The sequence below is a fragment of the Pseudoalteromonas sp. MM1 genome (assembly GCF_030296835.1).
In the GTDB taxonomy this organism is placed as follows: Bacteria; Pseudomonadota; Gammaproteobacteria; order Enterobacterales; family Alteromonadaceae; genus Pseudoalteromonas.
Map to the genome: position 1 here is coordinate 1,582,806 of NZ_AP027922.1, position 26,484 is coordinate 1,609,289.

General features: G+C 39.5%; 29 protein-coding genes. 10 read left to right on the forward strand and 19 right to left on the reverse strand.

The features are described 5' to 3' along the window. Nucleotides 1-35: 35 nt before the first annotated feature. Complete coding sequence (locus QUE46_RS07210) at nt 36-692, reverse strand: bifunctional 4-hydroxy-2-oxoglutarate aldolase/2-dehydro-3-deoxy-phosphogluconate aldolase (RefSeq protein WP_286247201.1); 657 nt, start codon at nt 690-692, stop codon at nt 36-38. 261 nt (nt 693-953) lie between these two features. Beyond that, nucleotides 954-2,975 (reverse strand): methionine--tRNA ligase, encoded by a 2,022-nt coding sequence (gene metG / locus QUE46_RS07215; protein WP_286247205.1) that lies wholly within the window; start codon nt 2,973-2,975, stop codon nt 954-956. 187 nt (nt 2,976-3,162) lie between these two features. Between metG and apbC the strand changes: the two genes are divergently transcribed. Both apbC and dcd read left to right on the forward strand, forming a co-directional pair. Continuing rightward, nucleotides 3,163-4,239, forward strand: a complete 1,077-nt coding sequence (apbC, locus tag QUE46_RS07220; RefSeq protein ID WP_286247208.1) for an iron-sulfur cluster carrier protein ApbC — start codon at nt 3,163-3,165, stop codon at nt 4,237-4,239. A gap of 5 nt (nt 4,240-4,244) precedes the next feature. Beyond that, nucleotides 4,245-4,832, forward strand: a complete 588-nt coding sequence (gene dcd / locus QUE46_RS07225) for a dCTP deaminase (protein ID WP_286247209.1) — start codon at nt 4,245-4,247, stop codon at nt 4,830-4,832. 81 nt (nt 4,833-4,913) lie between these two features. Here the strand turns inward: dcd and QUE46_RS07230 are convergent, their stop codons facing one another. From QUE46_RS07230 to QUE46_RS07240, 3 genes are all read right to left on the reverse strand, one after another. After that, complete coding sequence (locus tag QUE46_RS07230; RefSeq protein ID WP_286247211.1) at nt 4,914-5,573, reverse strand: type IV pili methyl-accepting chemotaxis transducer N-terminal domain-containing protein; 660 nt, start codon at nt 5,571-5,573, stop codon at nt 4,914-4,916. A 142-nt stretch (nt 5,574-5,715) separates the two neighbouring features. Then, nucleotides 5,716-6,498, reverse strand: coding sequence for a CLCA_X family protein (locus QUE46_RS07235; RefSeq protein WP_286247213.1), 783 nt, complete (start codon nt 6,496-6,498; stop codon nt 5,716-5,718). Nucleotides 6,499-6,514: 16 nt separating this feature from the next. Then, entirely contained in the window at nt 6,515-7,111 is a 597-nt protein-coding gene (locus QUE46_RS07240; protein WP_286247215.1) for a tRNA-uridine aminocarboxypropyltransferase, read from the reverse strand. Nucleotides 7,112-7,248: 137 nt separating this feature from the next. Between QUE46_RS07240 and QUE46_RS07245 the strand changes: the two genes are divergently transcribed. Together QUE46_RS07245 and QUE46_RS07250 are read left to right on the forward strand one after the other, a co-directional pair. Then, nucleotides 7,249-7,593, forward strand: coding sequence for an Hpt domain-containing protein (locus QUE46_RS07245; protein WP_286247216.1), 345 nt, complete (start codon nt 7,249-7,251; stop codon nt 7,591-7,593). Between the two features lie 335 nt (nt 7,594-7,928). Then, complete coding sequence (locus tag QUE46_RS07250) at nt 7,929-9,146, forward strand: pyridoxal phosphate-dependent aminotransferase (protein ID WP_286247218.1); 1,218 nt, start codon at nt 7,929-7,931, stop codon at nt 9,144-9,146. A gap of 86 nt (nt 9,147-9,232) precedes the next feature. On the opposite strand, the gene QUE46_RS07255 is transcribed toward QUE46_RS07250, so the two are convergent. The 4 genes from QUE46_RS07255 to QUE46_RS07270 are packed head-to-tail and all read right to left on the reverse strand — an operon-like array spanning nt 9,233 to nt 12,185. Then, complete coding sequence (locus QUE46_RS07255; RefSeq protein WP_004587767.1) at nt 9,233-9,700, reverse strand: glycine zipper 2TM domain-containing protein; 468 nt, start codon at nt 9,698-9,700, stop codon at nt 9,233-9,235. Between the two features lie 57 nt (nt 9,701-9,757). Beyond that, nucleotides 9,758-10,375: a penicillin-binding protein activator LpoB gene (gene lpoB, locus QUE46_RS07260; RefSeq protein WP_286247222.1), complete on the reverse strand. Its 618-nt coding sequence runs from the start codon at nt 10,373-10,375 to the stop codon at nt 9,758-9,760. An 11-nt stretch (nt 10,376-10,386) separates the two neighbouring features. Next, the gene (locus QUE46_RS07265; RefSeq protein ID WP_286247224.1) at nt 10,387-10,812 is read right to left on the reverse strand and encodes a YcfL family protein; all 426 of its coding nucleotides are present in this window, start codon (nt 10,810-10,812) and stop codon (nt 10,387-10,389) included. An 8-nt stretch (nt 10,813-10,820) separates the two neighbouring features. Further along, the gene (locus QUE46_RS07270; protein WP_286247225.1) at nt 10,821-12,185 is read right to left on the reverse strand and encodes a COG3014 family protein; all 1,365 of its coding nucleotides are present in this window, start codon (nt 12,183-12,185) and stop codon (nt 10,821-10,823) included. A 372-nt stretch (nt 12,186-12,557) separates the two neighbouring features. Here QUE46_RS07270 and QUE46_RS07275 point away from each other — a divergent pair, with 372 nt between their 5' ends. Beyond that, nucleotides 12,558-13,421, forward strand: a complete 864-nt coding sequence (locus QUE46_RS07275; protein WP_286247227.1) for a DMT family transporter — start codon at nt 12,558-12,560, stop codon at nt 13,419-13,421. A 6-nt stretch (nt 13,422-13,427) separates the two neighbouring features. On the opposite strand, the gene QUE46_RS07280 is transcribed toward QUE46_RS07275, so the two are convergent. The 7 genes from QUE46_RS07280 to QUE46_RS07310 form a co-directional block, all read right to left on the reverse strand. Then, the gene (locus QUE46_RS07280; protein WP_286247229.1) at nt 13,428-14,114 is read right to left on the reverse strand and encodes a M15 family metallopeptidase; all 687 of its coding nucleotides are present in this window, start codon (nt 14,112-14,114) and stop codon (nt 13,428-13,430) included. Next, on the reverse strand, nt 14,114-15,244 hold the full coding sequence (gene dapE, locus QUE46_RS07285; protein ID WP_286247230.1) for a succinyl-diaminopimelate desuccinylase: 1,131 nt from the start codon (nt 15,242-15,244) through the stop codon (nt 14,114-14,116). The genes QUE46_RS07280 and dapE overlap by 1 nt, the downstream gene beginning before the upstream one ends. Further along, on the reverse strand, nt 15,244-15,588 hold the full coding sequence (locus tag QUE46_RS07290) for an ArsC family reductase (protein ID WP_286247232.1): 345 nt from the start codon (nt 15,586-15,588) through the stop codon (nt 15,244-15,246). The genes dapE and QUE46_RS07290 overlap by 1 nt, the downstream gene beginning before the upstream one ends. A 4-nt stretch (nt 15,589-15,592) precedes the next feature. Then, nucleotides 15,593-16,090 (reverse strand): PTS glucose transporter subunit IIA, encoded by a 498-nt coding sequence (locus QUE46_RS07295; protein WP_286247234.1) that lies wholly within the window; start codon nt 16,088-16,090, stop codon nt 15,593-15,595. Then, nucleotides 16,090-16,479, reverse strand: coding sequence for an ACT domain-containing protein (locus QUE46_RS07300; protein ID WP_286247236.1), 390 nt, complete (start codon nt 16,477-16,479; stop codon nt 16,090-16,092). Before QUE46_RS07300 ends, QUE46_RS07295 begins: the two co-directional genes overlap by 1 nt. A 225-nt stretch (nt 16,480-16,704) precedes the next feature. Continuing rightward, complete coding sequence (pta, locus tag QUE46_RS07305) at nt 16,705-18,864, reverse strand: phosphate acetyltransferase (RefSeq protein WP_286247237.1); 2,160 nt, start codon at nt 18,862-18,864, stop codon at nt 16,705-16,707. 2 nt (nt 18,865-18,866) lie between these two features. Beyond that, nucleotides 18,867-20,081 carry an acetate kinase gene (locus QUE46_RS07310; RefSeq protein ID WP_286247698.1) on the reverse strand — a complete coding sequence of 405 codons (1,215 nt, stop codon included), beginning with the start codon at nt 20,079-20,081 and terminating at the stop codon, nt 18,867-18,869. A gap of 300 nt (nt 20,082-20,381) precedes the next feature. Between QUE46_RS07310 and yfbV the strand changes: the two genes are divergently transcribed. Next, entirely contained in the window at nt 20,382-20,828 is a 447-nt protein-coding gene (yfbV, locus tag QUE46_RS07315) for a terminus macrodomain insulation protein YfbV (protein WP_286247700.1), read from the forward strand. Nucleotides 20,829-21,166: 338 nt separating this feature from the next. On the opposite strand, the gene QUE46_RS07320 is transcribed toward yfbV, so the two are convergent. Genes QUE46_RS07320 through xthA form a run of 3 tightly spaced genes read right to left on the reverse strand, consistent with a single transcriptional unit; the run spans nt 21,167 to nt 23,423 of the window. Further along, the gene (locus QUE46_RS07320; protein ID WP_286247239.1) at nt 21,167-21,967 is read right to left on the reverse strand and encodes a putative RNA methyltransferase; all 801 of its coding nucleotides are present in this window, start codon (nt 21,965-21,967) and stop codon (nt 21,167-21,169) included. Further along, nucleotides 21,964-22,611, reverse strand: a complete 648-nt coding sequence (locus tag QUE46_RS07325) for an energy-coupling factor ABC transporter permease (protein ID WP_286247241.1) — start codon at nt 22,609-22,611, stop codon at nt 21,964-21,966. Before QUE46_RS07325 ends, QUE46_RS07320 begins: the two co-directional genes overlap by 4 nt. A 5-nt stretch (nt 22,612-22,616) precedes the next feature. Further along, entirely contained in the window at nt 22,617-23,423 is an 807-nt protein-coding gene (gene xthA, locus QUE46_RS07330) for an exodeoxyribonuclease III (RefSeq protein WP_286247244.1), read from the reverse strand. 241 nt (nt 23,424-23,664) lie between these two features. Between xthA and QUE46_RS07335 the strand changes: the two genes are divergently transcribed. The 4 genes from QUE46_RS07335 (at nt 23,665) to rluB (ending at nt 26,447) form a co-directional block, all read left to right on the forward strand. Continuing rightward, nucleotides 23,665-24,096 carry an exonuclease III gene (locus tag QUE46_RS07335; protein WP_286247246.1) on the forward strand — a complete coding sequence of 144 codons (432 nt, stop codon included), beginning with the start codon at nt 23,665-23,667 and terminating at the stop codon, nt 24,094-24,096. A 221-nt stretch (nt 24,097-24,317) separates the two neighbouring features. Then, a complete protein-coding gene (locus tag QUE46_RS07340; RefSeq protein ID WP_286247248.1) occupies nt 24,318-24,839 on the forward strand; it encodes an EF-hand domain-containing protein in 522 nt (173 codons plus the stop codon). A 151-nt stretch (nt 24,840-24,990) separates the two neighbouring features. Beyond that, complete coding sequence (scpB, locus tag QUE46_RS07345) at nt 24,991-25,581, forward strand: SMC-Scp complex subunit ScpB (RefSeq protein WP_286247250.1); 591 nt, start codon at nt 24,991-24,993, stop codon at nt 25,579-25,581. Further along, nucleotides 25,578-26,447 (forward strand): 23S rRNA pseudouridine(2605) synthase RluB, encoded by an 870-nt coding sequence (rluB, locus tag QUE46_RS07350; protein WP_055015003.1) that lies wholly within the window; start codon nt 25,578-25,580, stop codon nt 26,445-26,447. Before scpB ends, rluB begins: the two co-directional genes overlap by 4 nt. Nucleotides 26,448-26,484 lie beyond the last annotated feature (37 nt).

Genomic DNA, 26,484 nt, shown 5'->3' on the forward strand with positions numbered 1-26,484 from the left:
TACCCTTAATAAAAGCTCACTTTTAGCTGTATTATTTAGTTTGTTAAGTGAGCGAGCGCTGATATGTATTTGCACACCAATTGGTTTATTGTGTCGTATTGCTGTTTGTTACTTACCGGCTTACTAAAATCGCTACTTACCGCCACAGCGCATGCCCCCGCTGCAAACCAATGTGTTAGGTTCTCTAAATTAATGCCGCCTACGGGCATTAATGGCACATCAGAAAAAGGCCCCGTTAGCGCTTTAAAGTAATTAACTCCCATACTGCCAGCAGGAAAAACCTTAATAATATCGGCGTTATACTCTATGGCATTGGCAACATCGGTAGGAGTGAGTGCACCCATTAATACAGGTAAACCATGGCGATGGGCAAGCTCTACAACGGCTTGATTAGTATTTGGTGTAACTATAAATTGTGCACCTGCATCAATCGCTTGTTGCGCAAGGGCAGTGTTAATTATTGTGCCAGCGCCAATGAGTGTATTTTTATAAGCTGCGCGTGCTTTTGCTATTTCTTGCTCAAAGCCAGGTGTATTTGATGTGATTTCTAGCGTGCTAATGCCTGCATTAACTAAGCAATTAATTAAAGGGGCTACATCGCTTTGTTGCTTTAAGCGAAGTATAGCAACTAACTTATGTTGCTTTATTTGGTTGCTTATTTTTATTCTGTTGGCATTTAAAATTTTATTCATAATGTTACTGCACTTTATTTAATCCAGAGCCGCACGTATAACAGCAATCCATAATAATACTTAATCATTTAGGGGTAAAACGTGTTGCTACCTGCGTAACAAAGTTCTCATTTTGAAAAACTAAATAGCGAATTTTTTACCCAACTATTAACACGTTTTTCCATCATCAAAATAGATAATTTAATTAAGCGAATTGGTATAAACGTTTCTTTTCTCATAAAAAAACCGCTGAAATATCAGCGGTTTTTTATAAGTAATAAATTACATTACACGCATACCTGGCTCTGAGCCATCGTCTGGGTTAAGAATGTAAATTTCTTTACCGCCAGGGCCTGCAGCTAATACCATACCCTCTGACATACCAAAGCGCATTTTACGTGGTTTAAGGTTTGCAACCATTACAGTAAGTTTGCCCTCAATGTCTTCTGGTGCGTAGGCCGATTTAATCCCCGCAAACACTTGGCGTGTTTCGCCACCTAAATCAAGTGTAAGTTTAAGTAGTTTATCGGCACCTTCAACGTGTTCTGCTTTAGCAATTTTAGCTACGCGTAAGTCTACTTTTGCAAAGTCATCAAACTCAATTTCGTCGCTAATTGGCTCTTTTGCAAGAGGGCTATTTGGGTCAATTGTTACTTTTGATTCTAGACTTTCTTTTGATTCTTCAACCATTTTGTTCACTTTATCCATTTCTACACGTTGCATTAACGGCTTAAACTTATTAATAGGGTGGTTTATTAGTGCATTTTGAACACCATCCCACGCTAAGTCGTCATTTAAAAAGGCTTCTACGTTTGCAGCCATACCAGGCAATACAGGTTTTAAATAGGTAATTAAAACGCGGAACAAGTTAAGACCAAGCGAGCATACGTCGTGCGCTTCTTGCTGTTTTGTCTCGTCTTTAATAAGTACCCAAGGTGCTGCGGCATCAATAAATTGGTTTGCTTTGTCGGCAAGCGCCATAATTTCACGAATCGCGCGGCTGTATTCACGGTTTTCATAATGAGCAGTAATGCTTGGAGCAGCAGCTTGAAATTCAGCTAAAAGCTCAGGCTGCATAATGGTGCTACTTAGCTTGCCATCAAACTTTTTAGTAATAAAGCCTGCACAGCGGCTCGCTATGTTTACTACTTTACCTACTAGGTCTGAATTTACACGCTGTGCAAAGTCTTCTAGGTTTAAATCAAGGTCAATAATGCCGCTGTTTAATTTAGCTGCGTAGTAATAACGTAAATATTCTGGGTCTAAGTTATCAAGGTAAGTACGTGCTTTTATAAACGTACCCTTAGATTTAGACATTTTCTCGCCATTTACAGTTACAAAGCCATGTGCAAACACGTTAGTTGGCTTTCTAAAATTAGCGCCCTCTAGCATGGCTGGCCAAAATAAGCTGTGGAAGTAAATAATGTCTTTACCAATAAAGTGGTATAGCTCAGCATCAGAGCCTTCAGCCCAAAATGCATCAAAGTCTAGGCCTTTTTCGTCACATAGGTTTTTAAAGCTTGCCATGTAGCCAATCGGCGCATCAAGCCATACGTAGAAGTATTTACCTGGTGCATTTGGAATTTCAAAGCCAAAGTATGGGGCATCACGGCTAATATCCCACTGCTGCAAGCCATCGGTAAACCATTCATCTAACTTGTTAGCCATTTCTTGTTGAATAGAGCCTGAGTGTAACCACTCTTTTAGCATGCCTTCAAATGCTGGAAGGTCAAAAAAGTAATGCTCAGAATCTTTAAGTACAGGCTCAGCACCTGACATTACAGAGCGCGGATTAATAAGTTCGGTTGGGCTGTAAGTTGCGCCACACGAATCACAGCTATCGCCATTTTGGTTTTCAGATTTACACGTAGGGCAAGTGCCTGTTACAAAGCGGTCGGGTAAAAATATGCCTTTTTCAGGGTCGAATAACTGTGAAATGGTGTGCTTTTTAATATGGCCTGCATCATTAAGGCGATTATAAATAAGCTCACTCAGCTCTTTATTTTCTGCGCTATGGGTGCTGTGATATTTATCAAACTTAATGTTAAAGTCGGCAAAGTCGCGTTGGCGTTCAATGCTTACATTTTTAACCATTTCTTCAGGCGTGATCCCTTGCTTTTGCGCATTAAGCATAATTGGCGTGCCGTGAGCATCGTCGGCGCAAACATAATACGCTTCGTGGCCTTGTAGTTTTTGAAAACGTGACCAAATATCAGTTTGAATATATTCCAATAAATGGCCTAAGTGAGTAGGGCCATTTGCATAAGGTAATGCGCTGGTAATGAGGATCTTTCGCTGCGTCATAATCATTCCGAATTGAGGATAAATCACCATTTTTACTACAAAAAAGGCGGTTATCATTAATTTATCCATAAGCTTTGGACTAACGGTACGCGCAGCTTATGGATTTTTGTTAATTGACTGGTGTTAATGCCCTGAATGTTACATAATTCTGGGGCACTTTTCATCAAAGAAACGCTATTTAATTGCTATGTTTGGACTGTCAAAACTATTCTCCTCTAAATCGGTGCAAAAACAACCGATTATTACTGCCTTAGCGGCGTATCGAAGTGCGGCATTTGCCGTAGGTATTGATGAAAGTTTTATTGAGACCATTTCACAAAATGACGATAAATCAATACACATTAAAATAACGCTACCATTTGCGGCTCAATCAGAAATGCCGTTAGTTGAGCAGCACGTTAGTGAAAGTATAAATACACCGGTTACCATAGACTCTGTGGTGGCTATAAAAGAGCCTGCAAAATTTAAAGCCATTAAACATATTGTGCTTATTGCCTCGGGTAAAGGCGGTGTGGGTAAATCAACCACCGCGGTTAATTTAGCAGGCGCGCTTAAAAATGAAGGCGCAAAAGTAGGCATTTTAGATGCTGATATTTATGGGCCGTCTATCCCAATGCTTTTAGGGCTTGTAGGTGCAGAGCCACAAACCAAAGATAACAAACTACTACAGCCGTTTAACGCTAATGGGATCCAAGCGCAATCAATCGGTTTTTTAGTACCAAGTGATGATGCAACAGTATGGCGGGGCCCAATGGCATCGGGTGCGCTCAATCAGTTATTAAACGAAACTGATTGGGGCGAACTTGATTATTTAATTGTTGATATGCCACCGGGTACGGGCGATATACAACTTACAATGAGCCAAAAAGTGCCTGCCAGCGGTACGGTTATTGTGACTACGCCACAAGACTTAGCTTTAGCCGATGCACAAAAGGGTATTGCTATGTTTAATAAAGTAAACGTACCTGTGCTTGGTTTAATTGAAAATATGAGCCATTACATTTGTACTCACTGCGGTGAAGCAAACCATGTATTTGGTAAAGACGGCGCTGAAAAACTTGCCCATAAACACGGCGTACCGGTGCTAAGCCATATTCCACTTGCTATAGATATTCGTGAATATTCAGAGCAGGGTAAACTTATTGCCAGCGATAACACCACGGCTATTAGCAATACATACAGTGCAGCGGCAAGACTGATTGCCAGCACGCTTTTTTATCAGCAGCACCAAAACAGTGTTGAAATTGTGATTACAGAAGATTAATTAAAATGAGACTTTCAGACACACATATTAAAGAATACTTAAATGATGGCCGCATTGTGATTGAGCCTGCGCCAACGAGCGAAATGATTTCAGGCGTGACTGCCGATTTGCGCTTAGGCAACAAATTTAGAACCTTTAACGCGCATAATGCAGCGTATGTAGATTTAAGTGGCCCTAAAGATCAGTTAAATAAAGCCATGGAATCAATAATGAGTGAAGAGATTGAGCTTGCCGACGGGGAAGCTTTCTTTTTGCACCCAGGTGAACTTGCACTGGCAATTACCCATGAAAAAGTGACATTACCTGCTGATATAGTAGGCTGGTTAGATGGGCGTTCATCACTTGCCCGCTTAGGTTTAATGGTGCATGTAACAGCACACAGAATCGACCCAGGTTGGAGCGGTAATATTGTTTTAGAATTTTATAACTCAGGTAAGTTACCACTGGCACTGCGTCCATTAATGAAAATTGGTGCAATGAGCTTTGAAATGCTTTCAGGCCCGTGCGAAAACCCATACAACATTCGTAAAGATGCAAAATATAAAGATCAAAGCAGTGCGGTAGCAAGCCGTATTAGTGACGATAACTTATAACAATATATAACTATTAAGCGTTTAAATGCCCGCTGTGTTGGCTAGCTTAAACGCTTAATTATTTAACTGGGCGAACTGATATTAAATACTTTTTTTATTTCTGGCTTTATAAACAAGTAAAAGCTCTACTACAATAGATAGTAAAATTACAATAATTACAATACCTTGAATAGTATGTAGCCTTTTAACTCGATCAACACTTTCTTTTTCGTACTGCATAACCACCGTATTAAATGCTTTTAAAAGTGGCTCTTTTGCTAAAGAAAAAAAGCTTTCTTGCACTGTATCTAAATTAAGTGTTTGTGTTTTTATCTTCAGTACCTCTTCAACTCTATCTGAAAACATCCTTAATTTTTTATCAACATTAATTGGCTCTTTAAAATACATTGCTAACAACTCGTCTGATAACGGGCTTTCATCGCCTAATACCTGTGCTCCATAGTGCTCACTTAATAAGTATTTATGATTGTTTTTTAAAGAGTTTAAAGCATTAATGGCCAGTAATTTAGAATCCTGCGAGCCATACATTAAGTACTCTAAAGTAAACATGCTGACTCGCTGTGAAAGCATTCTTTGTTGACCACTTACATTGACTATTTTTCCTGTATCAGATTGTGCTTCAATTACTTCATCAAGCATAAAGTGAATACAGATCGATAAAATAGCTATAACAGTTAAGGGCGCAATATAAATAAAAGAGAAAGCGCTGCGCTTTTTATATGTAGAATCAGTATTTACCATTTAAATGCTACTTATTTAAAATTATTAATGCTTTAGGATAGGATAGATTAAATATAAGATTTTTCACGTAAATAAAGATTTATATCAATGCGCAAAATGATTGAGTACTATTGCGAATTGGTATTACAAGGTAGTTTATGAGTTATTTTGAGTTATGAAGCGCATAGCCCAGTAGTTCAAAATACTTATTAAGCGCTTTATTTGCTTTATCAATATGCTCTTTATCTGGGTAAATTAAATTACTGTTTTTTAAGCCACTAACTAAAAAGCTATTTTGAATCGTGCTGTTAGCTTCTATACAGGCTTCAAAGCAGCGGGCTGCTAGTTCCTCAGGCATGCTCATGTAATTCATATTATGTGCTTGGTCGTGCTTTATACACGCTTGTACAAATTCATTTGCGTCATGCCCGCCTTCATCTAAAAACACCTCTTTGTAAAAATTATTAAGCGCATTATTAAGCGGGTGAACTAAGTTAGGTATGTTTGAAAGCCACAGTTTTGAAGCAAACCCAAAGCGAGGTTTTGCGTTAAATAAATGCTCGCTTATGTGATGATCAAATGCGTGAAACCATTCGTGGGCTAGTGCGCCACCGCCGGCATTTTTAGCAAGGGCAAGCGTTTGTGAGGCTGCGTTATAATGCGCTTGTACGCCTTTTTGACCGCCATGCCCAAAGGCAAAATTTAGTTTGCCGCGCAGGCCAATGGCTTTGGGCGGTAAATGTAATATTTGAGCAAGGTCGGCGAGAGCATCGTAAATTAAGTTTGCACTAATGAAATGCTCTTCTTTGGTTACCCATTTACCTACAACCATAGATCTAAAGCCAAAGGTATCTCTAATATCGCTAAAGTCAACTTGGTCGTCAAAGCGGTAGTCAGGTCCTTTTCGATTGAATCCGCGTTTTAATCTGTTTGGGTAATTACGCATTTAAGTTTAATTATGGCTAATTTAAGTAACGTGCTTTTACGTGCTTTGGCATGTGTTGGGTTTGTTTTTGTATTAATTCATCTAATAAATTGTAAAGTGGCGCAGGGTTTAGCTGCTCTATTAACCACAAACTATGTGCAACAGCTTCAAGTGTAGAGAGGCTATCGGCTCTGGGGGCTTTTCGAATAGCGTAACGGCTTTGCGGTAAGTGCTTAAAGCTCACTGTGTTAAATTTAGTGAGTAGTGGGGTGAGCTGTAAAATTTTATAAGCTTTTTTCCAAGTGCCATCAATAACGATTAAGTGCGTAATGTTACTTAATGCCGGCTTTGAGTTTGCATCATCTAAGTTGGTGGCGTGCTCATTAGGGTAGAGCAGTACAGTGGAGTCTACAGGTAAAGAGTTGAGCTGGGCAAAGTCGGTGTTATTTTCCCCTTTGATTATTTTGCAGTCAGTTAGGCTCAAGTTAAGCAATTTTGCCGTGTTTTTCGCTATTTTTTCTTCACTGGGGTGTTGTAAAATAACCACACTAACTTTATTTGTTAAATGTTTAATGGCCCCGCATATACAGGTAGAGGGCGTAAACAAACAGCGTTCACAAACTTGGCGAGTCATTAATTAAACTTTTTATTGTGAGTATATTTTGATAATTATACATTTATAAACTAATTAAGTTGGATTTTTTTACGCATAGATATACAGTAATACTATTAATTATAAAATGACACGGAATGTTTAGAAGGGCTTAAAATATGACAGAAGTACAAATAGATAAGGCTGCTTTAGAAAGCATGCAGTCGTTACTTGGTGAGCAGTTTAAAGATACACTTGAATTTTGCTGCAGTGAATTTGAGCGCCTTGGTAATGAAGTTATTGCAACCATTGGTAACGATAAAGAAGCGGCGATTCGTCATGCTCATAGTTTAAAATCGAACGCGGCTCAGTTTGGTGCTACGAGTTTATCTGATGTAGCCCGTGATGTTGAACTTAACCTAAATCAAGATAACTTAGCGCAAGCCGTAACGGCATCTAATGATTTATTAGCGCAAGTAAGTGGTTCACAGGCCGAATTAAGAGCGTGGGTAGAATCTAATTAATTTGATTTGTTAACGTGAATTTATTTCAGTATTAAGCAATTAATTAGGCTAGTATTTTGCGCCTTTAATAGGTTAATCTATGCCTTAACTAGGGCGTGTTTGGCCTTTCGGGAATAATTTTTTCAAAGTGTTTAATTTTTAAATTACCTAAAGCACATGTGTTGTTAATGTATAAAACAATAACAACACATAAAACTATATTTAAGGGCTGTTTAAGCCACTTTCTCCCTCGAATTACCAAACCAAATCAGGTTATATCTCACGCGCTGCGAAAACCCCTCCCTAGATTTAACAAATTTTGATTTAATAAAGCCACTACGCCCAAAGAGGTAGCAATGTCAGATATAAAAAAGAGTCACAAATTAGAAGGTGTATGTTATGACATTCGTGGGCCGGTTTTAGCGCAAGCTAAAAAAATGGAAGACGAAGGTCAAAAGGTTCTTAAATTAAATATTGGTAATCCGGCTGCATTTGGCTTTGATATGCCAGAAGATATGCACCGTGATATTATTCGAAATTTGTATTCGGCCCAAGGTTATTGCGACTCTAAAGGGTTATATTCAGCCCGTGTAGCGGTTTATCAGCATTATCAGCAGCGCGGTTTACATAATCTAGATGTAGATAATATTTATATTGGTAATGGGGTGAGTGAGCTTATTCAAATGATCACTCAAGCGTTATTAAATAACGATGATGAAGTACTAATACCTGCCCCAGATTACCCACTGTGGACTGCATCAGTTAAATTAGCAGGGGGTAACCCTGTTCATTATTTATGTGATGAAGAGCAAGATTGGTTTCCGGATATTGCTGATATAAAAAGTAAAATTACTTCAAAAACAAAAGCACTCGTACTAATTAACCCTAATAACCCAACCGGCGCGGTTTATAGTGACGATTTACTGTTAGAGTTAATTAATCTGGCGCGCGAGCACAAGTTGTTATTACTTAGCGATGAAATCTACGAAAAGATTTTATACGATGGCATAACCCATACCTCGATTGGCGCACTATGCGACGATGTGCCCATTATTACCTTTAATGGCTTAGCTAAAACCTACCGTGCGGCGGGTATGCGAATGGGCTGGATGGTGCTAAGCGGGCGCACCTCGGCAATGGAAGATTTACGTAAAGGGCTGGATATTTTATCGTCCATGCGCTTGTGTGCGAATGTACCCGCGCAATATGCAATTCAACAAGCATTAGGTGGCGTGCAATCAATAGATAGCTTAATAGATCCAGGCGGGCGATTATATGTTCAGCGCGATATTGCTTGGCGTGGGCTTAATGCCATTGAAGGGATAAGCTGTAAAAAACCAAAAGGGGCGCTTTACGCGTTTGCTAAAGTAGACACGGCTCATTTTAATGTCACTGATGATGAAAAAATGATGTTTGATTTGCTAAAAGCAGAAAAAATATTATTAGTGCATGGGCGTGCCTTTAACTGGCCAGAGCCTGATCACTTTAGGTTAGTGTTTTTACCTAACAAAGACGATTTATCGAGTGCGATGCTTAAAATGCAGCGCTTTTTTAAAGACTATCGCCAAGTTTAGTCAATACCAATTGACGTGTTATGAAATATAAAAAACGAGCTCAATTAGCTCGTTTTTTATTAAAGCGTTAGTGCTTATATAGCTCGTTAATACGCGCGGTCAACTCTTACGGTATTATCACTTAAATACACTAACCGTACGTTATCACCTTTACTAAAGCGCATTGACTGGTCTTGATCTTGTACCACCATGTATTGATCGCCATTTTCTACCTGGATCAATAACTCGACTAGGTGGGTTTGCTTATAATAGCTTTTTTGCTGATTATTATGAGCAACGCTTCCGCCAATGACTGAGCCCAAAATAGTAGCAACGGTACGACCGCTCCCACCACCAAATTGATTACCTACAACACCGCCAAGCAGAGCGCCGCCAAAGGTTTTCCAGCCATTGTTTTTGTCTTGAACAAGCTCTTGTTCGGTAATTTTGCGTACCGATTTTACATCACCAAATAAAACCTGTTGCACAGGCACGGCTTTGTTTCGCTCATAGTTTGCAAAACTGGGTGCACTGAGCGTAAGCAAAGCGCACATTGCTATGGTTAAGGCTTTCATAGATGTCTCCTGTTGGTGCTACGCAAAGGCAATTTTTTGCCTTCGCGTGATAATTAATTACCAACCAAATGTCGATTTTTCTTTCGTTTTACGAATTTCAGTTTCATCTGCCCACTCTACTAGGCCACTTTCCATATCCATTAAGCGCATTGTAAATTTGTAATACACATCAGATTTATCAGCATTTGACTTAACAATGCTCGAAAGGTTGCCATATAACATGTATTGCGCACCAATTTGTTTACCAAAGGCAACGGCAGTTGCAGGGTTTACAAGGGCATCTTCGTTTTGAAAGTTAAGCTGCTCACGCACTGATTCAACACGGGTCATATCAACAAAACGAAACTTACCGCTGCGCAGAAGTTGAGTAGAGATTGAGTCGGTAATAGATTCAGTGTCTATGTGCTCGCTGGTTTTATTTTTAATGCGCTCAACAAATACCACAGGGCGTTTGTTTTGCGTCATTGTGCCTACAACTGGCGAGCTAAGTAATGAGTCGGTCATTTGGCTGGCTACTTTTTGTAAATCGGTAGAGCCGAAGTTTATATCGGTTGTTTCTACTGCTTGCGCGTCTCCATAACTAACTACGGCTTTATTAGCACAACCGCTTAAAATGAGCGCGCTAAGGCCAATAACTGCATAGCTTGATAATGTTTTAAATTGCGTAGTGATCATCTTTATAACCCTTATTCTTTAAATTCTTGTGCGTCGGTAGACACTTCTCTTACAGCGAGAGAAAAGGTAACCGCATCTGGTGTTGGCGCTAAGCCGGGTAATTGTGTTTTAGAAAAACCAAACAGTGTTAAGGCTTGCCAAGGTGAATGGTTTCCTTTAATTACAAACCCGTCTTTGTCGTACCAGTTAAACTGATACTGCAAATATTGCGACTTTTTATATTGGCTGCTTAGTGTTACTACCACGTCGGTTAACTGGTTTGTTTGGCGTGTTTTAACATCGGTAATGGCAAGCTTTTTACCTAGAGCAGGATTATCAACATGTAACTGCTCGTTAAATGTATTTTTGCTTTGCTCAACCGAAATGCCTGAAGTGTCCGGTTGGCTTGCACATGCACCAAGCATTAATGCGGCCATTAATGGCAAAGTATATTTCATGATGACTCCTAAAGTTGAACCACATGGTAGTTAAAATAGTTATTAATAGAGGTTAGGTAAATTAAGGTTAACCCTTGCTTACTAACGGTAAAATTAATAGGCGTATGGTTACCTATTAAAAGAGTATGCGATCCTGCATTTAAACTGCTTCGTGCCACGCTTATTTGATTAGGTAAAGTAAGCCAGCTACGTGTATCTGCTTGCTCAGACGCCAAGTTATAAATATTAGCAATAATATTACCTACATCGCCTGTACTGCGAGCAAGCTCTGCGCGAACTTTTTCTTTGGCTACTAAGCGTAATACTTGTCTAGATACGCGAGCCGGTATTTGTTGCTCTAATGTTTTAGCGGCGAGTGCCTCTATGTGTACCAATGGGTTTAGCTGTAAATTTTGCGAACCTACCTGTACACCAGTAAGAGGAGATATAAACGCATTATCTTTATAAACCGGCATCGCTAAACTGTAAAAACGCGCATCGCCACCTGAGGTATAAATAGGCAAACGTAATTTAAACTCATCTTGCTTGGGCACTAAGCCTTGTTCAACCAATATAACTACTTCACCGTGTTTGGCGGATAAAGGTTGTAATGGACTAAAGCGGCGCTCAAACTCTTCTAAATCTTGGTTAAAGCCTTGCTTTTTAGCTAAACGCATAACATCTTGCTGTAAGTAGTGATTGTCAGGTTGAATCTCTAGTGCTTTTTTATAATCAATGTAAGCATCATCATATTGTTTATCACTTTGGTACAACAGCGCAGATAAATAAAACGTAAAGGCATTCTGAAAGCCATTTTTAATACCGCGCGTTACATTACTCATACTTGGGTAATGCTGTTGTGCTTGCTCTATTGTGTCGTTTATTTGTGCTTGATTATCAGCAAGTGCATCTACTTGCACTTTGTTAGCGCGGCGTATTTCAACTAAGGCACTTTCTAAATCACTGCTGTATACATAATTAAGTGCTTTGTAGCTATGTAGCATGCTCATTTCATATGCTGGTGGTACATAAGTAATGGCAGAGTCGTTAGTAAATAAGGCATTACTTTGTTCAAGCCCTGCACTTAATTGAATTTTTGCAGCTTCTCGTTTTGTTTGTACCTGGGTATATACGTTTTCAAATTGTTGTTGTGAAACACTTTGCTCGTTAGCAAGGTCTTTTAAACGGGCTTGCTCTAATTGGTTAAGTAAATAGCTACTGTGTAATTTACTGTTATTTGCAATAAGTGATTTGGCCTGTTCAATATTGTTATTTTGAATTGCGTTTCTTACAGGCGTCATTTGGCTTGCATAGTCGTTAAATAAATCATTAAAGCCTATGGTGCTGCATCCACTTAATATAAAACAAACACTTAAAATTATACTTTGGCGCACTGAGCACTCCTATATAGTTAGGTTTTAAAGATTAACATACTCTGGTTTTAGATTTGTGTGAAATAGTGTAAAAAAGCGTAGCCTACTTAAGGGCATATAAAACTGTGAGGATTGAAATCATTCTCCCTAAGGTCAGCCCTAGTTACGTGTATTGAAGGTAGGCAAATCATCATGAATAGCCTGTGAATAGCAGAGAATAGCTGCGTAATTACAGCAATTGAGCAGTATAGAAAGTTATAAAGCATCGATTAAAAGTATAGTAAATATAATAATGCGGCTTTACAGCTAAATGGCTCAGCTGCTTAAATACACTGCTGGCTAAGCAAGCCAATTTAAAGCATTTCATTATAAGGTTTTAGCTAAGGAGCGATTTTGAAAGCCACTTTATACACCCTAGTTGCATTAATAGCCTTTGCGGCAAACTCTTTACTTTGCCGTATGGCGCTCGCGCAAGGGTATATTGATGCGTGGAATTTTACAATAATTAGGCTACTGAGCGGAGCCGTTTGTTTAGGCTTAATTATGGCTGTATATACGTATAACCTAAAACGTAAGGGCGTGCTTAATAACGCTATTTTAAGCGACACGGGAAGTTGGCGTAGCAGCATTAGTTTATTGATATATGCACTTTGTTTTTCTATTGCTTATATAGAGCTAGATACAGGCACCGGTGCGCTCATTTTATTTTCGGCGGTGCAACTGACCATGATTGGTTGGGGCATATATAAAAAAGAGCAGCTGAGTAAGTTGCAGTGGGGAGCTTTTTTTGTCGCGTTAGCTGGATTTGTTTATTTAATGTTGCCCTCTGCGGCAGTGCCTTCTTTGTTAGGGGCATCACTTATGGCGTTAAGTGGCGTTGCTTGGGGCGTTTACAGTATACGTGGTAAAGCGTGTGTATCGCCGCTGCGTACCACCGCCTTTAATTTTATAAGAAGTTTAGTGGCTATTCCTGTTTTATTACTTGTAGCAATAGGATATTTAAAAACAGTGAGTATAGAAGGAGTGCTACTGGCGTGTGCTTCGGGCGCTATTGCATCAGGCATTGGCTACAGCATTTGGTATGTGGCCATGCCACTACTGAAAAGTACACAAGCGGCGGTTGTACAGTTATGTGTGCCTGTACTTGCAGCATTTGCTGGGGTTATATTTTTATCTGAGCAGCTTACTTTTGAGTTTTTAATAGCAAGCTCACTGATTTTAGGTGCTGTTTTGGTCTTTATTTTAAATAAAAAATAAGCCCTATTATGGCGGGCTTACATTTGTTATGAAGCGTTTATAGAGCGTGGGCAAATTATTTAAAATAGCTGACTTACCCTCTAAATCGCTGTTGCTTATACATTCGTAAAGCATCGCTTCGCTCAATGTATTTACTAACTTTTGAGATTGCTTAATATGGCTAATGTGCCAAAGCTCAGGTGCTACACCGCCTAAATCCTGTTTGTAGGGGCGATAAAAACCATATTTTGCTAAGTTATTATCAAGCCACTGGCTAAGTGGCGCAAATGGCCCTCCTTGTTGATATTCATCAGGGGTCAGTTGCAGTTTATAATCATCGCTAATTGCGGCGCTATCATACACATCAAGGTCAGTGCCTAAATGATGCCGACTAGCACCTGGCAAGGCAGAATAGAGCATAATAGCCGTGCATTTTTCCAGCTCATTTAGCTGGCTTAAATCAATTTCCTGCTGCTGTTTATTAAAAACAGGGCGTAGGCCTAAAAACTTATTATTCCAAATCATAGCTTGGCGATCAAAATCGCGAAAACTAGAGGCAATAGTTAGCTCAAACCCAGCTTTTTTAGCGCCATTTTGCAATGCTAAAAAGTCATCAATAATATCAGTATGTAACCGATGCGATTGAATCGTGGTGAGATGTGTATCACTTTGCCCAGTGATACACATTGCTAGTGTATTAGTAACGAGTGCCATTAGGTTAACAATTGCTCTAAAATTTGCTCGTAAATATCAGCCAAAGCTATTAAATCATCGGTGCTTACACATTCATCAACTTTATGTATAGTGGCGTTGCGCGGGCCTAGTTCAATCACTTTTGCGCCTGTTTGCGCTATAAAGCGCCCATCTGACGTACCTCCGGTCGTTTCGAGGTTAGTGGTTAACCCCGTGACAGATTTAATCGCATTTACGGTGGCATCAACTAACGGGCCGTGCTCGGTTATAAACGGCAAGCCATTTACTATCCAGCTTAATTCGTAGTTTAAGTCATGCGTTTTTAAAATAGCATTAACACGCTCTTGCAGCTGTTGATGAGTTACTTCGGTACTAAATCTAAAATTAAATTGCACCTCAAGCTCGCCTGGTATGACATTACCGGCACCTGTACCACCGTTTATATTTGATACCTGAAAGCTGGTTGCAGGAAAAAATTCATTGCCGTTGTCCCACACTGTTTGGCTAAGTTCAGTGATGGCGGGTGCAGCCAAATGAATTGGGTTTTGTGCTAAATGCGGGTAGGCTACATGGCCTTGAACACCTTTGACTTTTAAAAAGCCAGTAAGTGATCCACGGCGCCCATTTTTTACTACATCGCCAAGTATATCTCGCGATGAAGGCTCACCTACTAAGCACATGTCAATTTTTTCACCGCGTGCTTCAAGTGTGTCTATTACTTTGGTTGTACCGTTGATAAATGGGCCTTCTTCATCGGAGGTAATTAAAAATGAAATAGAGCCTTTATGATCAGGGTTTTTAGCAACAAAGCGCTCAGTAGCAACAAGCATTGCGGCAAGAGAGCCCTTCATATCAGCTGCGCCTCGGCCATGTAGTAAACCATCTTCAATTAAGCCTGAAAATGGCGGATGTTGCCAGTTTTGTGCAGGGCCTGTGGGGACCACATCGGTATGGCCTGCAAAACAAAAGTGCGGCGACTCGTTACCTTTTCGGGCCCATGTGTTGAGCGTATCGGTAAAAAATAACGACTCAATATTAAAGCCTAGGGCTTCTAAACGTTCGTTCATCATTTGTTGGCAACCCGCATCTTCAGGGGTAACCGACTCGCGCTGAATAAGCGCTTGTGCAAGTGCAATTACGTCATTTCTCATTATTTAAATATCTCATCGTATTGCGCAGCTTTAAAGCCCAAGTGGTAGCTGTTGTCATTAACAAGCACAGGGCGCTTGATCATAGCTGGTTGCTCTACAAGTAATGTAATAGCAGTGTCTTTGTTTAGGCTTTGCTTTTGTTCGTCAGAGAGTGCGCGATAGGTTGTGCCACGCTTATTAACCAATTGCTCCCAATCAATATGCTCAGCAAATTCGCTTACAAGTTGTTCGTTTACACCGTCTTTTCGGTAATCGTGAAAGGTAAAGTCTATGTTGTTATCGGCGAGGTATTTTTTGGCTTTTTTAATGGTGTCGCAATTACTAATGCCGTAAAGAGTGATCATAGGTTTAATTCTTCTTAATAATAGTTAAAAGGGGGTCTACACCCGCATTTACTTGCGTGTGTGAATAATGAAATGTGCCTAAATTATGGCCATTCAAAAGCACCAAGCTGGCCAGTAAGGGCGATTTAAGTTCGCGTAAATCAAAATAAGCTAAGCGCTGGCCTTTGCTTATTTTGCTGCCATTGAGCTGTGCAATATGTGTGTGTGTAATAGGCTGCTGCGCCGGTAGTGACAAGTTAATAAGAACCTTTAACCCGTTATTTGCTTGAAGAATAAATTCACATCCTGCATTTTTAACCTGCACTAAAGTGCCATCAAAGGGCGCTAAAATTTTATGATTACTTAATGCAACCAACACGGTTGGTCCGAGGGTAGAAAATTTAAAAAAGGGCTCAGGGTGCTGGTTTAATTCAATAACTTTGCCGCTAAAGGGGCTAGTAATTTTTAATGCGCTGGTGGGTAGCTTATTTTGCGCTAAAAACTCGATAGAGGCCGCTCTCATTATTGATCTACTACTAAATTGTAGCCATCGTTTTTAAGTGCAGTGATGGCTTGTTGCGCGGTGTGTTTTTTTACCAAAATATAATCTGTGTCGTAGGTTGAAATAGAAAAAATAGAAATATTAGCCTTTGCAAGTACGCCAGATATATTGGCCATAATCCCCGTTAAAGAAAACCCCAACGGACCTACGACTTCAAGTGCTTGCCAATCAGGCTCAGTATCTAAACAGTTAATAGTAAAATCACTAGGGCAAACAATAGAAAGCTCATCGTGAGTTTTAGAAATAAAAAATAGGGGTAACTTTAATAGCGCTACAGGAATGTCTGCATCCACTTCTAAACTATGAATTGACAACAGCGTGCTGTGTAATTGTAATGTTTGTTTTGACATTAATAACCTGCAAACAGCGTATATAGTCAGTTAATAGTATAGATTATTGGCTTTAAATTAAAGGTGCAACAGACACTAAAATAAGAGTTGGTTAGCTTTTGTGATAGAGATTTAAAACTTACCCACAATTTCTGTGGATAAGTGTGGGAATTGGTAGGTATAAATAGCCTAACCAACTAATTAATAAGTAAATATTAGTTAGGCTATAAAAAGCACTAGTTTAATTTACGCTTTTTCGAGCGCTTCAACTTGAGCTGCTTGAATAGCAGTAAGTGCGATGGTATACACTATGTCATCGACTAATGCGCCACGGCTTAAATCGTTAACAGGCTTTCGCATACCTTGTAGCATGGGCCCTATGCTGATTAAATCGGCACTACGCTGTACGGCTTTGTAGGTTGTGTTACCGGTATTTAGATCAGGAAAAATAAATACCGTAGCCTTACCTGCGACTGGACTATTTGGTGCTTTTTTAAGAGCAACATTTTCCATAATCGCAGCGTCGTATTGCAATGGCCCATCAATAATTAAATCTGGACGTTTTTGTTGAGCAATTTGCGTGGCTTCACGTACTTTTTCTACATCAGCGCCAGAGCCTGAAGTACCTGTACTGTAGCTGATCATGGCAACACGTGGCTCTATGCCAAACGCGGCTGCAGAGTCGGCTGACTGAATAGCGATATCTGCTAACTGTTCTGCATTAGGGTCGGGGTTAATTGCACAGTCGCCGTATACCAGTACTTGGTCAGGCAGCAGCATAAAAAACACAGACGATACAAGTGATGACCCTGGAGCGGTTTTAATTAGCTGTAGCGGTGGGCGAATTGTATTAGCTGTTGTGTTTACAGCGCCAGATACTAAGCCATCAACTTTACCTTGCTCAAGCATCATAGTGCCAAGGACAACATTATCTTGTAATTGCTCTTGTGCAACAACTTCTGTTAAGCCTTTACTTTTACGAATTTCGACCATAGGTGCAACATAGTCGTTAATTATCGATTTTGGCTCAACAATACTTACGTGCTCGTTAAGTTCAATACCTTGTTGCTCGGCAATACGCATAATCTCATCACGGTCGCCAAGTAATACTGTTTTTGCAATACCACGTTGTCCACAAATAGCCGCGGCTTTAATAGTACGCGGCTCATTTCCTTCAGGAAGTACCACTGTTTTAGCCGCCTTACGGGCTTTATCAGTAAGTAAATAACGAAACGCAGGAGGAGAAAGCTTACGTGTTTTGCCAACATTTTTTGCAAGCGTGTCGAGCCAATCAGAATCGATATACTCTGCGTTGTGATCTTTTACTTTCTCAATACGTTGGTCATCATCGCTTGGGACTTCCATATTAAAATTATGTAGCAGTAATGAGGTACGCCAGGTATCGGCCTCTGTGGCTAATATAGGCAAGCCTGTTTGCATTGCTTGTTCACATAGCGCCATTATACGCGGCTCTGGCTCAAAACCACCGGTAAGTAAAATGGCGCCAATTTTAGTGCCGTTCATCGCAGATAAACACGCAGCGACCAAAATATCTGAACGATCGCCTGGGGTGACTAATAACGCACCTGGAGTAAAGTGGTTCAAAATGTTTGATACGGTACGCGCACAAAACGTAATACGGCGTAAGCGACGGTGTAGCATGTCGCCTTCGTTTATAATGGTGGCTTTTAAATACGCGCTTAAATCTTTAACGCGCGGCGCAACTAAATCAAAGTCCCATGGGATAGCGCCTAACAGCATAAATGGATTTTTTCTAAAAATAGGTAAAGACGCTAAACGATTTAATTCGTTATCGAGCTCTTCAGGCTTGTAAGAATCCACCAAATCTGCGCGAGCACGGCCTTCTTCATCAAGGGGAGCATTTACTTTGTTAAAAATACAGCCTAAAACGCGCGGGTGATCAATTCCACCATAATACCCAGCAGCAATTTCTAAACGGTCTTCAATTTGTGTAATAGTGTAATTACCAGGGGTTAATACAAATACAATATCGGCACCGAGTGTTTGGGCTATTTCGCGGTTTACACGACCTGCATAAGGTTGGCGGCGCGTAGGCACCATACCTTCAATAATAGCAACTTCATCATCGTTAATTTTACTTTCAAAACGCTCGACTATTTCTTCAAGTAAATCATCGCCTTTACCATCACCAATCATTTGTTCTGCATAGTTTAATGCAAAAGGAATAGGAGGCGTAATTGATGAGCCTTGCATAATAATTTGAGTCGACTTTTCAGGCCCTGTTTCACCCGTACGTGGCTGGGCAATTGGCTTGAAAAAGTTTACTTTCACGGTTTTTTGCTCAAGCGCACGTACTAACCCGACAGAAACAGATGTTAAACCAACACCAGTAGAAACCGGGATTAACATAATACGACGTGCCATAATTAAAGCTCCTTGACAATGTTAGCAGCATCAAGGGCGATTACCCATTCTTCATTAGTTGGCATGACAACCGCTTTAGTTGCAGCGCTAGCCGAGCTAATAACGCCTTCATTACCAAATCGCGCATCTAGATTAGCTTGTTTATCGCAATCTAAGCCTAAAAACGCCAGTTGTGTAATTACTTTTTCACGGATAATGTCTGAGTTTTCCCCTATACCGCCGGTAAAAATAAGTGCATCTAATTGCTGTAATGGCACCATGTAGGCGGCAATCTGTTTCGCAAGGCGGTAGCAAAAAATATCAAGCGCAAGGGCGGCTTGTTCATGGCCTGCTAAAGCGGCTTCTTCAATGGTTCTACAGTCGTTAGACAGTTCACTAATACCTAATAATCCGCTTTCTTTATTAAGTAAGTTGTCGATTTGTTTTGCATCGTAACTAAGTTGTGTCGTTAAAAAGTTAAACAAACCAGGGTCGATATCACCACTGCGGGTGCCCATTACTAACCCAGCAAGAGGAGTTAAACCCATGCTAGTATCTACACTTTTACCGCCTTTAATTGCACATACAGAGCAACCATTACCTAAATGCGCACTAATAAAATTACTTTGCTCAACAGGCTTATTAATTAATTTAGCGGTTTGCCCAGCTACATAATAGTGGCTTGTGCCATGCATACCGTAACGGCGAACACCATGCTCTGTGTATAGCTTGTAAGGAAGTGCATATAAGTAGGCTACTTTATCCATGGTTTGATGAAATGCCGTGTCAAACACAGCAACCTGTGGTAAACCAGCAAACGAAGCCTGCGCTGATGAAATACCGAGTAAGTTTGCATGACCATGTAAAGGGGCAAGGCTTGAAGCATCTGAAATACCCGCAATGACTTTTTCATCCACTAATGCAGATTGAGTAAAGTGCTCACCACCGTGTACAACACGATGGCCTACGGCAATTAAATGCTCATCTAAGTGGTGATCTTTAATTAGATTCACAAGCGTATTAATTGCTTCACCATGCGCTTGATTAGCAGCTAAGGTAATAACGGTTTTATCACCTTGGTATTTATATTTAATAGATGGATTTTCTGAACCTAGGCGTTCAGCTAAGCCCGAAATAATTTCATGCCCGTTATCAGCATCAATAATGGCAAATTTTAAACTCGAACTACCACAGTTTAATACTAAAACGTGTTGTGATTTAGAGGGCGTAGTTGGCATAGATACAGTTTCCATAAACAATAAATTTAGTAAGTGTACGTTAAGACATGAGCAATACACTTAAGGTGCAAATTAAAGGTAAACTTAGCCACCATATAGATGATAAAAAAGCGACTAAAGTCTAATTTTTAAAGTAACTATTTTAACCCAGTTAATATATTTAGTTTAGTGTTTAGTTGCTTATATATACAAAAACAATAACTTTTATTGCTAAAGTGCGAAGCTAATTATTTGTGTTACACTTACAGGCAGTGGCAAGCAGGCGCTACGGGTTTAAAAGTTTAGATGTGAGGAGTCATGATGCAAAAAAGTGTGATGTCACAATTACAAACGGGTAGAGTATATGCAAAAAAATGGCCTATGCGTAAAGAGTTAGCACCGTTGTTTAATGAATTTAAAGTCATTAAGGCAACCGAGCTGGCCATTACTGTTATGCCAATATTAGCCATGCTTACGTTATTTTTTCAGCTTAACTATTTAGGTCCCGATTTTTTACCGCAAGCGATTGCCAGCGCATTGTTTTTTTTGTCATTACCGTTGCAAGGGCTGTTTTGGTTAGGTAAGCGTGCCGAAACACAATTAGAGCCGAGCATGCAAAAATGGTATAACGAGTTATATACCAAAATGGTGGCAAATGGCTATCAAGCCCAATTAAGTGAAAACAAGCCCCGTTATATGGAGCTTGCACACTTATTAAATGACATGTTTGATAAAATGGATAAAGCGTTTACGAAAGAGCAGTTTTAGAGCGCATCTATTGAAAATTGTATGAGCAGAGCGCACGCTTTGCTCAATTTATTTATAACGTTCCCTCTGGATATGAGCTAACTCAATATAGCCAGTCAGTAATTTCCTCTTATACCAATGCGCATAATTAAATGATCTATTTTGAGGATGGAAAAGCGTGTTGATAGCAAGGCAAAAATTCGCTATTTAGTTGTTCTTGGCAATTGCTCCTGCATTGCTCTACCTTCTGCATTCATACAGTCGTAAATGAGATTTTTTTAACGCATATAGCGACACGTTTAGCCCCTAAAAATGATTAAATATTATTGCAAATTGGTATTACACTCGTTATTAAAACATCAATCGGCTTTACTAAACTCGGTAATGTAAAACGATAGGGTAACGCTTTGGGCGCCTTTTTCTTCAAGAGCTTGCCAATGTTCAGGTCTAAATTTCCATGCAAACGGTGTCATCATTATTAAATTTTTAATATCTGAAAAATTAAGCGTAACCTGCTCTGTAATAAGCTTTTGAGCTGCTTTTATAAAGCCGCTTGGCGTATCAATTTCAGTGTGTTTTGCTACATCTGCATATATATATTCTTTAAGCTCTTTTAAATGCCATGGCCCTGGGCTTGCAACTACTAATGTGCCATTAGGCGCTGCTAAACGCGCCAGCTCTTGTTCAAATAAAGGCGCAAAAACACTAAGTAACACATCTGACGTGCCTGATTTAAAAGGCGCTTGGCTAATTGATGCAACGCTAAATTGACATTGTGGATAACGCTTTGCTGCATATTTTACGGCTGATTTAGAAATATCGACGCCGTATACCTGAGCCTCTATTTTGTCGGCAATGGCATGAGTGTAAAACCCTTCACCGCAGCCTAAATCTATTAGCACTTTGGGTTTGCGCTCACTAATTATATTACTTAATGCGCGCTGTAAAAATGCATAAAAGCCTTGTTCTAAAAAAGCACGCCTTGCTTGTACCATTTCGAGCGAATCCCCCGGTTGCTTTGAGTTTTTGTGTTGCACCGGTAATAAATTTACATAGCCTTCTTTAGCAAAATCGAAGGTGTGATTATTGTCACATCGAAGTGATGAATTGTGTTTTGAAAGTGCGTGGTTACATAAAGGGCATTGGTATTGCAGACTCATGAGTCTAGGTAGTCCTTATCATAAAAAGTTTTGACCCAGTGTGGCCGATAAGTGATCAAAAGCGTAATGGCCATACCGTTGAGCATTGCCTCAGGAAACCAAATGATAGCACTTAGGTATACGTAATTATCCGCCAATTCTTGCCAATTATATTGCCCTATGAGCAAATAAAACAAAGCCCCTAAGCTTATTTTTAAACATGCAATAAAGCCTGCCAATATAAAAGAGCAGACAAAAATATAAACAAAAAAATGGCGCGGTAAATACTGATAACTCATTATAAAGCCAAGGTAGCTTAATAATGTAGGAATAAATGCACCAAACAGTATTTGCATGGGCAGAAGATTGATATCAATGTTTGCAAAAGCCGCTAATAGGGCAATGGCTAGCAGGCTACTTAAAATAGTAAGGCGCCACCCTAAAATAAGCGTTGCGGCAGTGACACCTAAAATGTGTAAATCAAGACCGCTTAAAATACCCGCTTTAATTTGCCATAACATTGCAAATACTAACGCACACGCAAGTACCCCTATTTGTCGTGCAGGCGTATTATAAAGTGCTTTATAGGTAGTTTTTTCTACGCTAATAAAAGTAATAATGATAACAAGGGCCCAAAGTGGCCCTTGTATTTCAAGCGTTAACATGGCAATTATTTAAAAGTTGACCAAATTGGTGCATGGTCAGAGGGCTTTTCTATGCCGCGTAATTCGTAATCTATACCGGTATCAATACAGCGCTCAGCTAGGGCATGAGTAGCAAGTACAACATCAATGCGTAAACCACGATTATCCACAAACCCTTTAGAGCGATAATCAAACCATGAGTATTTGTCGCTTGTTTCAGGGTTTTGCTCCCTGAAAGTATCTTTAAAGCCCCAATTCAATAATTTAGCAAGCCATTCACGCTCTTCTGGTTGAAACGAGCACTTACCTGTTTTAAGCCAGCGTTTAGCGTTTACATCACCAATACCAATATCTAAGTCGGTAGGTGAAATATTGATATCGCCCATAACAATGACGTCTCCATCTGGCGTATGGTTTGTTTCTAAATGGGTCATTAAATCTTTGTAAAACTGGCGCTTATAAGGGAATTTTGTTTCGTGATTTATATTATCGCCTTGCGGAAAATAACCATTCATTACCGTTAGGTCGCGGCCATTTTCTTGCTCAACTGTCACACTTATCATGCGTTTTTGTGCTTCTTCAGTGTCGCTGGCAAAACCTTTTAAGACCGATTTAGGCTCATTTTTGCATAACATTGCCACACCGTAGTGTGCCTTTTGACCATGAAAATAAACGTGGTAACCCATTTTTTGTACGTCCTCGAGAGGGAACGCCTCATCATGAACTTTAATTTCTTGCAAACCAATAATGTCTGGCTGGTGTTTATCTATAATTGCTTGTAACTGGTGTAAGCGTGCTCGCAGACCATTGATATTGAAAGAAATAACCTTCATAAAATATACCTTTAATTAGACTCTGTTTTTATAACTAAATTGTATCAGTAAATAAGCCTACATAACACGCTCGAAATGAGAAAATAGCTGCGCAAATGTTGATCAATTGGTGCGTAAGGTTTAAACATTGTAAATGCTTTATTAATTATTTAAATAAATAAAAAATTCAATTGATCTCGTAATTATTGAATATATAATGCGCAAAAATTACTTGTTTAGTCGTTCAAATAGGATCTCTCTCATGAAAACACAATTACTTTTAGCTACTGCTTTATTAGCCTCTGCGTCTGTATCAGCAAAAAGCAACACTTACTTCAGTCAAGATAACAAACTTGAATCTAAATTATGTGTATTAAGTGCAAATGAAGGCTTTAGTGCAGCACGCAAAGAAGCAGCACAGCACGGTGTATACTTATCGCGTTTTTCTAAAAGTGTTTTATGTAATGGTCAGGATATTCGCGACATTGCTAAAAAGGTAACGTCTAACCAAGCTGCTGAATCAAAAGTTGAAGTGTTTGCAAAAGATGCACAACAAGAAACACAGTTATGTATCACTGCGTTAAAGAAAGGTCTTGCGCCTGTTCGCCAAAAAATTGGTAACTTAAACTCATTAAAGTGTAACGGCCAAAATGTCACTGAATTTGTAAAGCGTTATCAAAACGCAGCAATCTAATTGCGCAGTAACATATAGATTAAAATAATACCCAGTTTGTACTGGGTATTTTTTTGCAAAAATTACAAGGTAGGCAGCAATCATTGCAAAGCTAAGTAATTGATTAGTGTATATAAAATAAACTAAACCTACATAACTTATTGATTATTGGTGGCTTGCGTACTTTGGCACTGGACTTGTATTAGTTAAAGTGACATTTACTAACTACAAGGATACGTCTTATGAAAAAGTTAACACTCGCAACAACTATTTTAGCTTCGTTAAGTTTAGCCGCTTGTGCCTCAAACCAAGGCCTTGAAAAAATCGATAGCGATTTTGCAAGTTTAGATAACGACAGCGATGGTTATATTTCAAAAGTAGAAGCAGATGACGATAGCATCTGGGGTCACTTTTCAAATATTGATACCAATATGGATAATGAGATCAGTCGTAAAGAATTTAACACTTACATGCAGTTAAATACCGGTAAGGTAGCGACTGACAGCGAAGTAAGTGAGTCGGCATTTAAAGCTAAAATAGCTAAGTTTGATAAAATTGAAAATGATTTTAGAAGTTTAGATAACGACAAAAATGGTTACATCTCAGTAGAAGAAGCTGATGATGATGATATTTCTAACCATTTTGGTTATATGGATGGCAACAATGATAAACGCATCAGTAAAGGTGAGTTTAAAGGCTACATTAACAAATACGGTAAAGCCGTTGCTGAAGATGATGCACTAAAGCATTATAAAAACAGCTAATGTTAGTTAAATACGCTACATACAATAGCCAGCATTAATTGCTGGCTTTTTTGTGCATTTAATTTGTTTTAAAAGCAGATATATTTTCCCCCTTTTGCGATGTTCTGTCATAATAGATGGCTAAGTATTTTAAAGGGCAAAGCAAAATATTATGGCGGGTCGTCGAATTAGTGATGAACAATTAATTGAGATCATTGAAGCGGCTATATTTGTCTCAGACAAACCTGTTAGCAAACGCCACTTAAAAGATACAGTACTGGCTGATTTAGCTATTTCTATGTCACGAATTAACACTGCAATTGACGCTATTTATACTCACTATCAAACACGTGGCATTAAGCTCGTTGAAGTAGGCAGTGGTTATCGTTTTCAAGCGTGTAGTAGTTTAAGTCCTTGGCTTAGTAATTTATGGCAAGAACGGGCACCTAAATATTCTCGCGCACTATTAGAAACATTGTCGTTAATTGCTTACAGGCAACCAATAACGCGTGGTGAAATAGAGCAAGTAAGAGGTGTAACAACCGGATCGGCAATTATTAAAACCCTCCTTGAGCGAGAGTGGGTTAAAGTAGTAGGGCACAAAGAGGTACCTGGTAAACCAGCACTTTATGCAACTACAAAATTATTTTTAGATTATTTTTCGTTAACCGGTTTAGAGCAACTCCCTGCATTGCCAGCAAAGCAAGAAAGCAAAATAAACCAGTTATTAAGTGATCCTTCTGTGAGAGAACCATCCGAATGAGTATTCAAGGTGAAAAGTTACAAAAAGTCCTAGCCCGTGCCGGGGTAGGCTCACGACGTGAAATGGAAAAATACATTGATGCAAACCGCGTTAGTGTTAATGGTAAAGTGGCTAAATTAGGTGACCGTGTTGAGGAAACCGACTTAATACGAGTTGATGGCCACACAGTTAAAATTGAAGAAAAAGCAGACCGCATTTGTCGTGTAATTATGTACAACAAGCCAGAAGGTGAGTTAAGTACACGTAAAGACCCGGAAGGTCGCCGTACTGTTTTTGACCGTTTACCTCGCATAGACGGTGAACGTTGGATTGCGGTTGGTCGATTAGATATTAATACGGCGGGTTTAATGTTATTTACTAACGATGGTGAGTTAGCTAATCGATTAATGCATCCAAGTTATGAAGTTGAGCGTGAATATTCAGCCCGTGTATTTGGTGAAGTAACCAATGAAACCATTAAAAACTTAACACGTGGCGTAGAGCTTGAAGATGGACCTGCTAAATTTTTAACAGTTAAATCACTGGGCGGCGAAGGTATTAACCGCTGGTACAATGTAACGCTAAACGAAGGACGTAACCGCGAAGTTCGCCGTTTATGGCAATCGCAGGATGTAGAAGTGTCTCGTCTTATTCGTATTCGTTACGGAAAATTAGAGTTAGATAAACGCCTACCTCAAGGTGGCTGGGCTGAACTTGATTTAGAAACCGTTAACTATTTACGTAAAACGGTTAAATTAGGCCGTGAAACACAAACTAAATTGTCGGTAATGCCTGAAAAACGCAAAGATAAGCGTGCTAAAATCAACCAAATTCGCAAAGCAGTTAAAAAGCATAACCAACGTGTTAAGCAAACAAAGCGTAAATAGCTTTTACAATTAGTAACTAAAAAGCCGCAATTTATTG

What these genes read in the sequence shown, in the direction of transcription:
- QUE46_RS07210 (WP_286247201.1), bottom strand. Translation starts at nt 692, where the DNA reads ATGAATAAAATTTTAAATGCCAACAGAATAAAAATAAGCAACCAAATA.
- metG (WP_286247205.1), bottom strand. Translation starts at nt 2,975, where the DNA reads ATGACGCAGCGAAAGATCCTCATTACCAGCGCATTACCTTATGCAAAT.
- apbC (WP_286247208.1), top strand. Translation starts at nt 3,163, where the DNA reads ATGTTTGGACTGTCAAAACTATTCTCCTCTAAATCGGTGCAAAAACAA.
- dcd (WP_286247209.1), top strand. Translation starts at nt 4,245, where the DNA reads ATGAGACTTTCAGACACACATATTAAAGAATACTTAAATGATGGCCGC.
- QUE46_RS07230 (WP_286247211.1), bottom strand. Translation starts at nt 5,573, where the DNA reads ATGGTAAATACTGATTCTACATATAAAAAGCGCAGCGCTTTCTCTTTT.
- QUE46_RS07235 (WP_286247213.1), bottom strand. Translation starts at nt 6,498, where the DNA reads ATGCGTAATTACCCAAACAGATTAAAACGCGGATTCAATCGAAAAGGA.
- QUE46_RS07240 (WP_286247215.1), bottom strand. Translation starts at nt 7,111, where the DNA reads ATGACTCGCCAAGTTTGTGAACGCTGTTTGTTTACGCCCTCTACCTGT.
- QUE46_RS07245 (WP_286247216.1), top strand. Translation starts at nt 7,249, where the DNA reads ATGACAGAAGTACAAATAGATAAGGCTGCTTTAGAAAGCATGCAGTCG.
- QUE46_RS07250 (WP_286247218.1), top strand. Translation starts at nt 7,929, where the DNA reads ATGTCAGATATAAAAAAGAGTCACAAATTAGAAGGTGTATGTTATGAC.
- QUE46_RS07255 (WP_004587767.1), bottom strand. Translation starts at nt 9,700, where the DNA reads ATGAAAGCCTTAACCATAGCAATGTGCGCTTTGCTTACGCTCAGTGCA.
- lpoB (WP_286247222.1), bottom strand. Translation starts at nt 10,375, where the DNA reads ATGATCACTACGCAATTTAAAACATTATCAAGCTATGCAGTTATTGGC.
- QUE46_RS07265 (WP_286247224.1), bottom strand. Translation starts at nt 10,812, where the DNA reads ATGAAATATACTTTGCCATTAATGGCCGCATTAATGCTTGGTGCATGT.
- QUE46_RS07280 (WP_286247229.1), bottom strand. Translation starts at nt 14,114, where the DNA reads ATGGCACTCGTTACTAATACACTAGCAATGTGTATCACTGGGCAAAGT.
- dapE (WP_286247230.1), bottom strand. Translation starts at nt 15,244, where the DNA reads ATGAGAAATGACGTAATTGCACTTGCACAAGCGCTTATTCAGCGCGAG.
- QUE46_RS07290 (WP_286247232.1), bottom strand. Translation starts at nt 15,588, where the DNA reads ATGATCACTCTTTACGGCATTAGTAATTGCGACACCATTAAAAAAGCC.
- QUE46_RS07295 (WP_286247234.1), bottom strand. Translation starts at nt 16,090, where the DNA reads ATGAGAGCGGCCTCTATCGAGTTTTTAGCGCAAAATAAGCTACCCACC.
- QUE46_RS07300 (WP_286247236.1), bottom strand. Translation starts at nt 16,479, where the DNA reads ATGTCAAAACAAACATTACAATTACACAGCACGCTGTTGTCAATTCAT.
- pta (WP_286247237.1), bottom strand. Translation starts at nt 18,864, where the DNA reads ATGGCACGTCGTATTATGTTAATCCCGGTTTCTACTGGTGTTGGTTTA.
- QUE46_RS07310 (WP_286247698.1), bottom strand. Translation starts at nt 20,081, where the DNA reads ATGCCAACTACGCCCTCTAAATCACAACACGTTTTAGTATTAAACTGT.
- yfbV (WP_286247700.1), top strand. Translation starts at nt 20,382, where the DNA reads ATGCAAAAAAGTGTGATGTCACAATTACAAACGGGTAGAGTATATGCA.
- QUE46_RS07320 (WP_286247239.1), bottom strand. Translation starts at nt 21,967, where the DNA reads ATGAGTCTGCAATACCAATGCCCTTTATGTAACCACGCACTTTCAAAA.
- QUE46_RS07325 (WP_286247241.1), bottom strand. Translation starts at nt 22,611, where the DNA reads ATGTTAACGCTTGAAATACAAGGGCCACTTTGGGCCCTTGTTATCATT.
- xthA (WP_286247244.1), bottom strand. Translation starts at nt 23,423, where the DNA reads ATGAAGGTTATTTCTTTCAATATCAATGGTCTGCGAGCACGCTTACAC.
- QUE46_RS07335 (WP_286247246.1), top strand. Translation starts at nt 23,665, where the DNA reads ATGAAAACACAATTACTTTTAGCTACTGCTTTATTAGCCTCTGCGTCT.
- QUE46_RS07340 (WP_286247248.1), top strand. Translation starts at nt 24,318, where the DNA reads ATGAAAAAGTTAACACTCGCAACAACTATTTTAGCTTCGTTAAGTTTA.
- scpB (WP_286247250.1), top strand. Translation starts at nt 24,991, where the DNA reads ATGGCGGGTCGTCGAATTAGTGATGAACAATTAATTGAGATCATTGAA.
- rluB (WP_055015003.1), top strand. Translation starts at nt 25,578, where the DNA reads ATGAGTATTCAAGGTGAAAAGTTACAAAAAGTCCTAGCCCGTGCCGGG.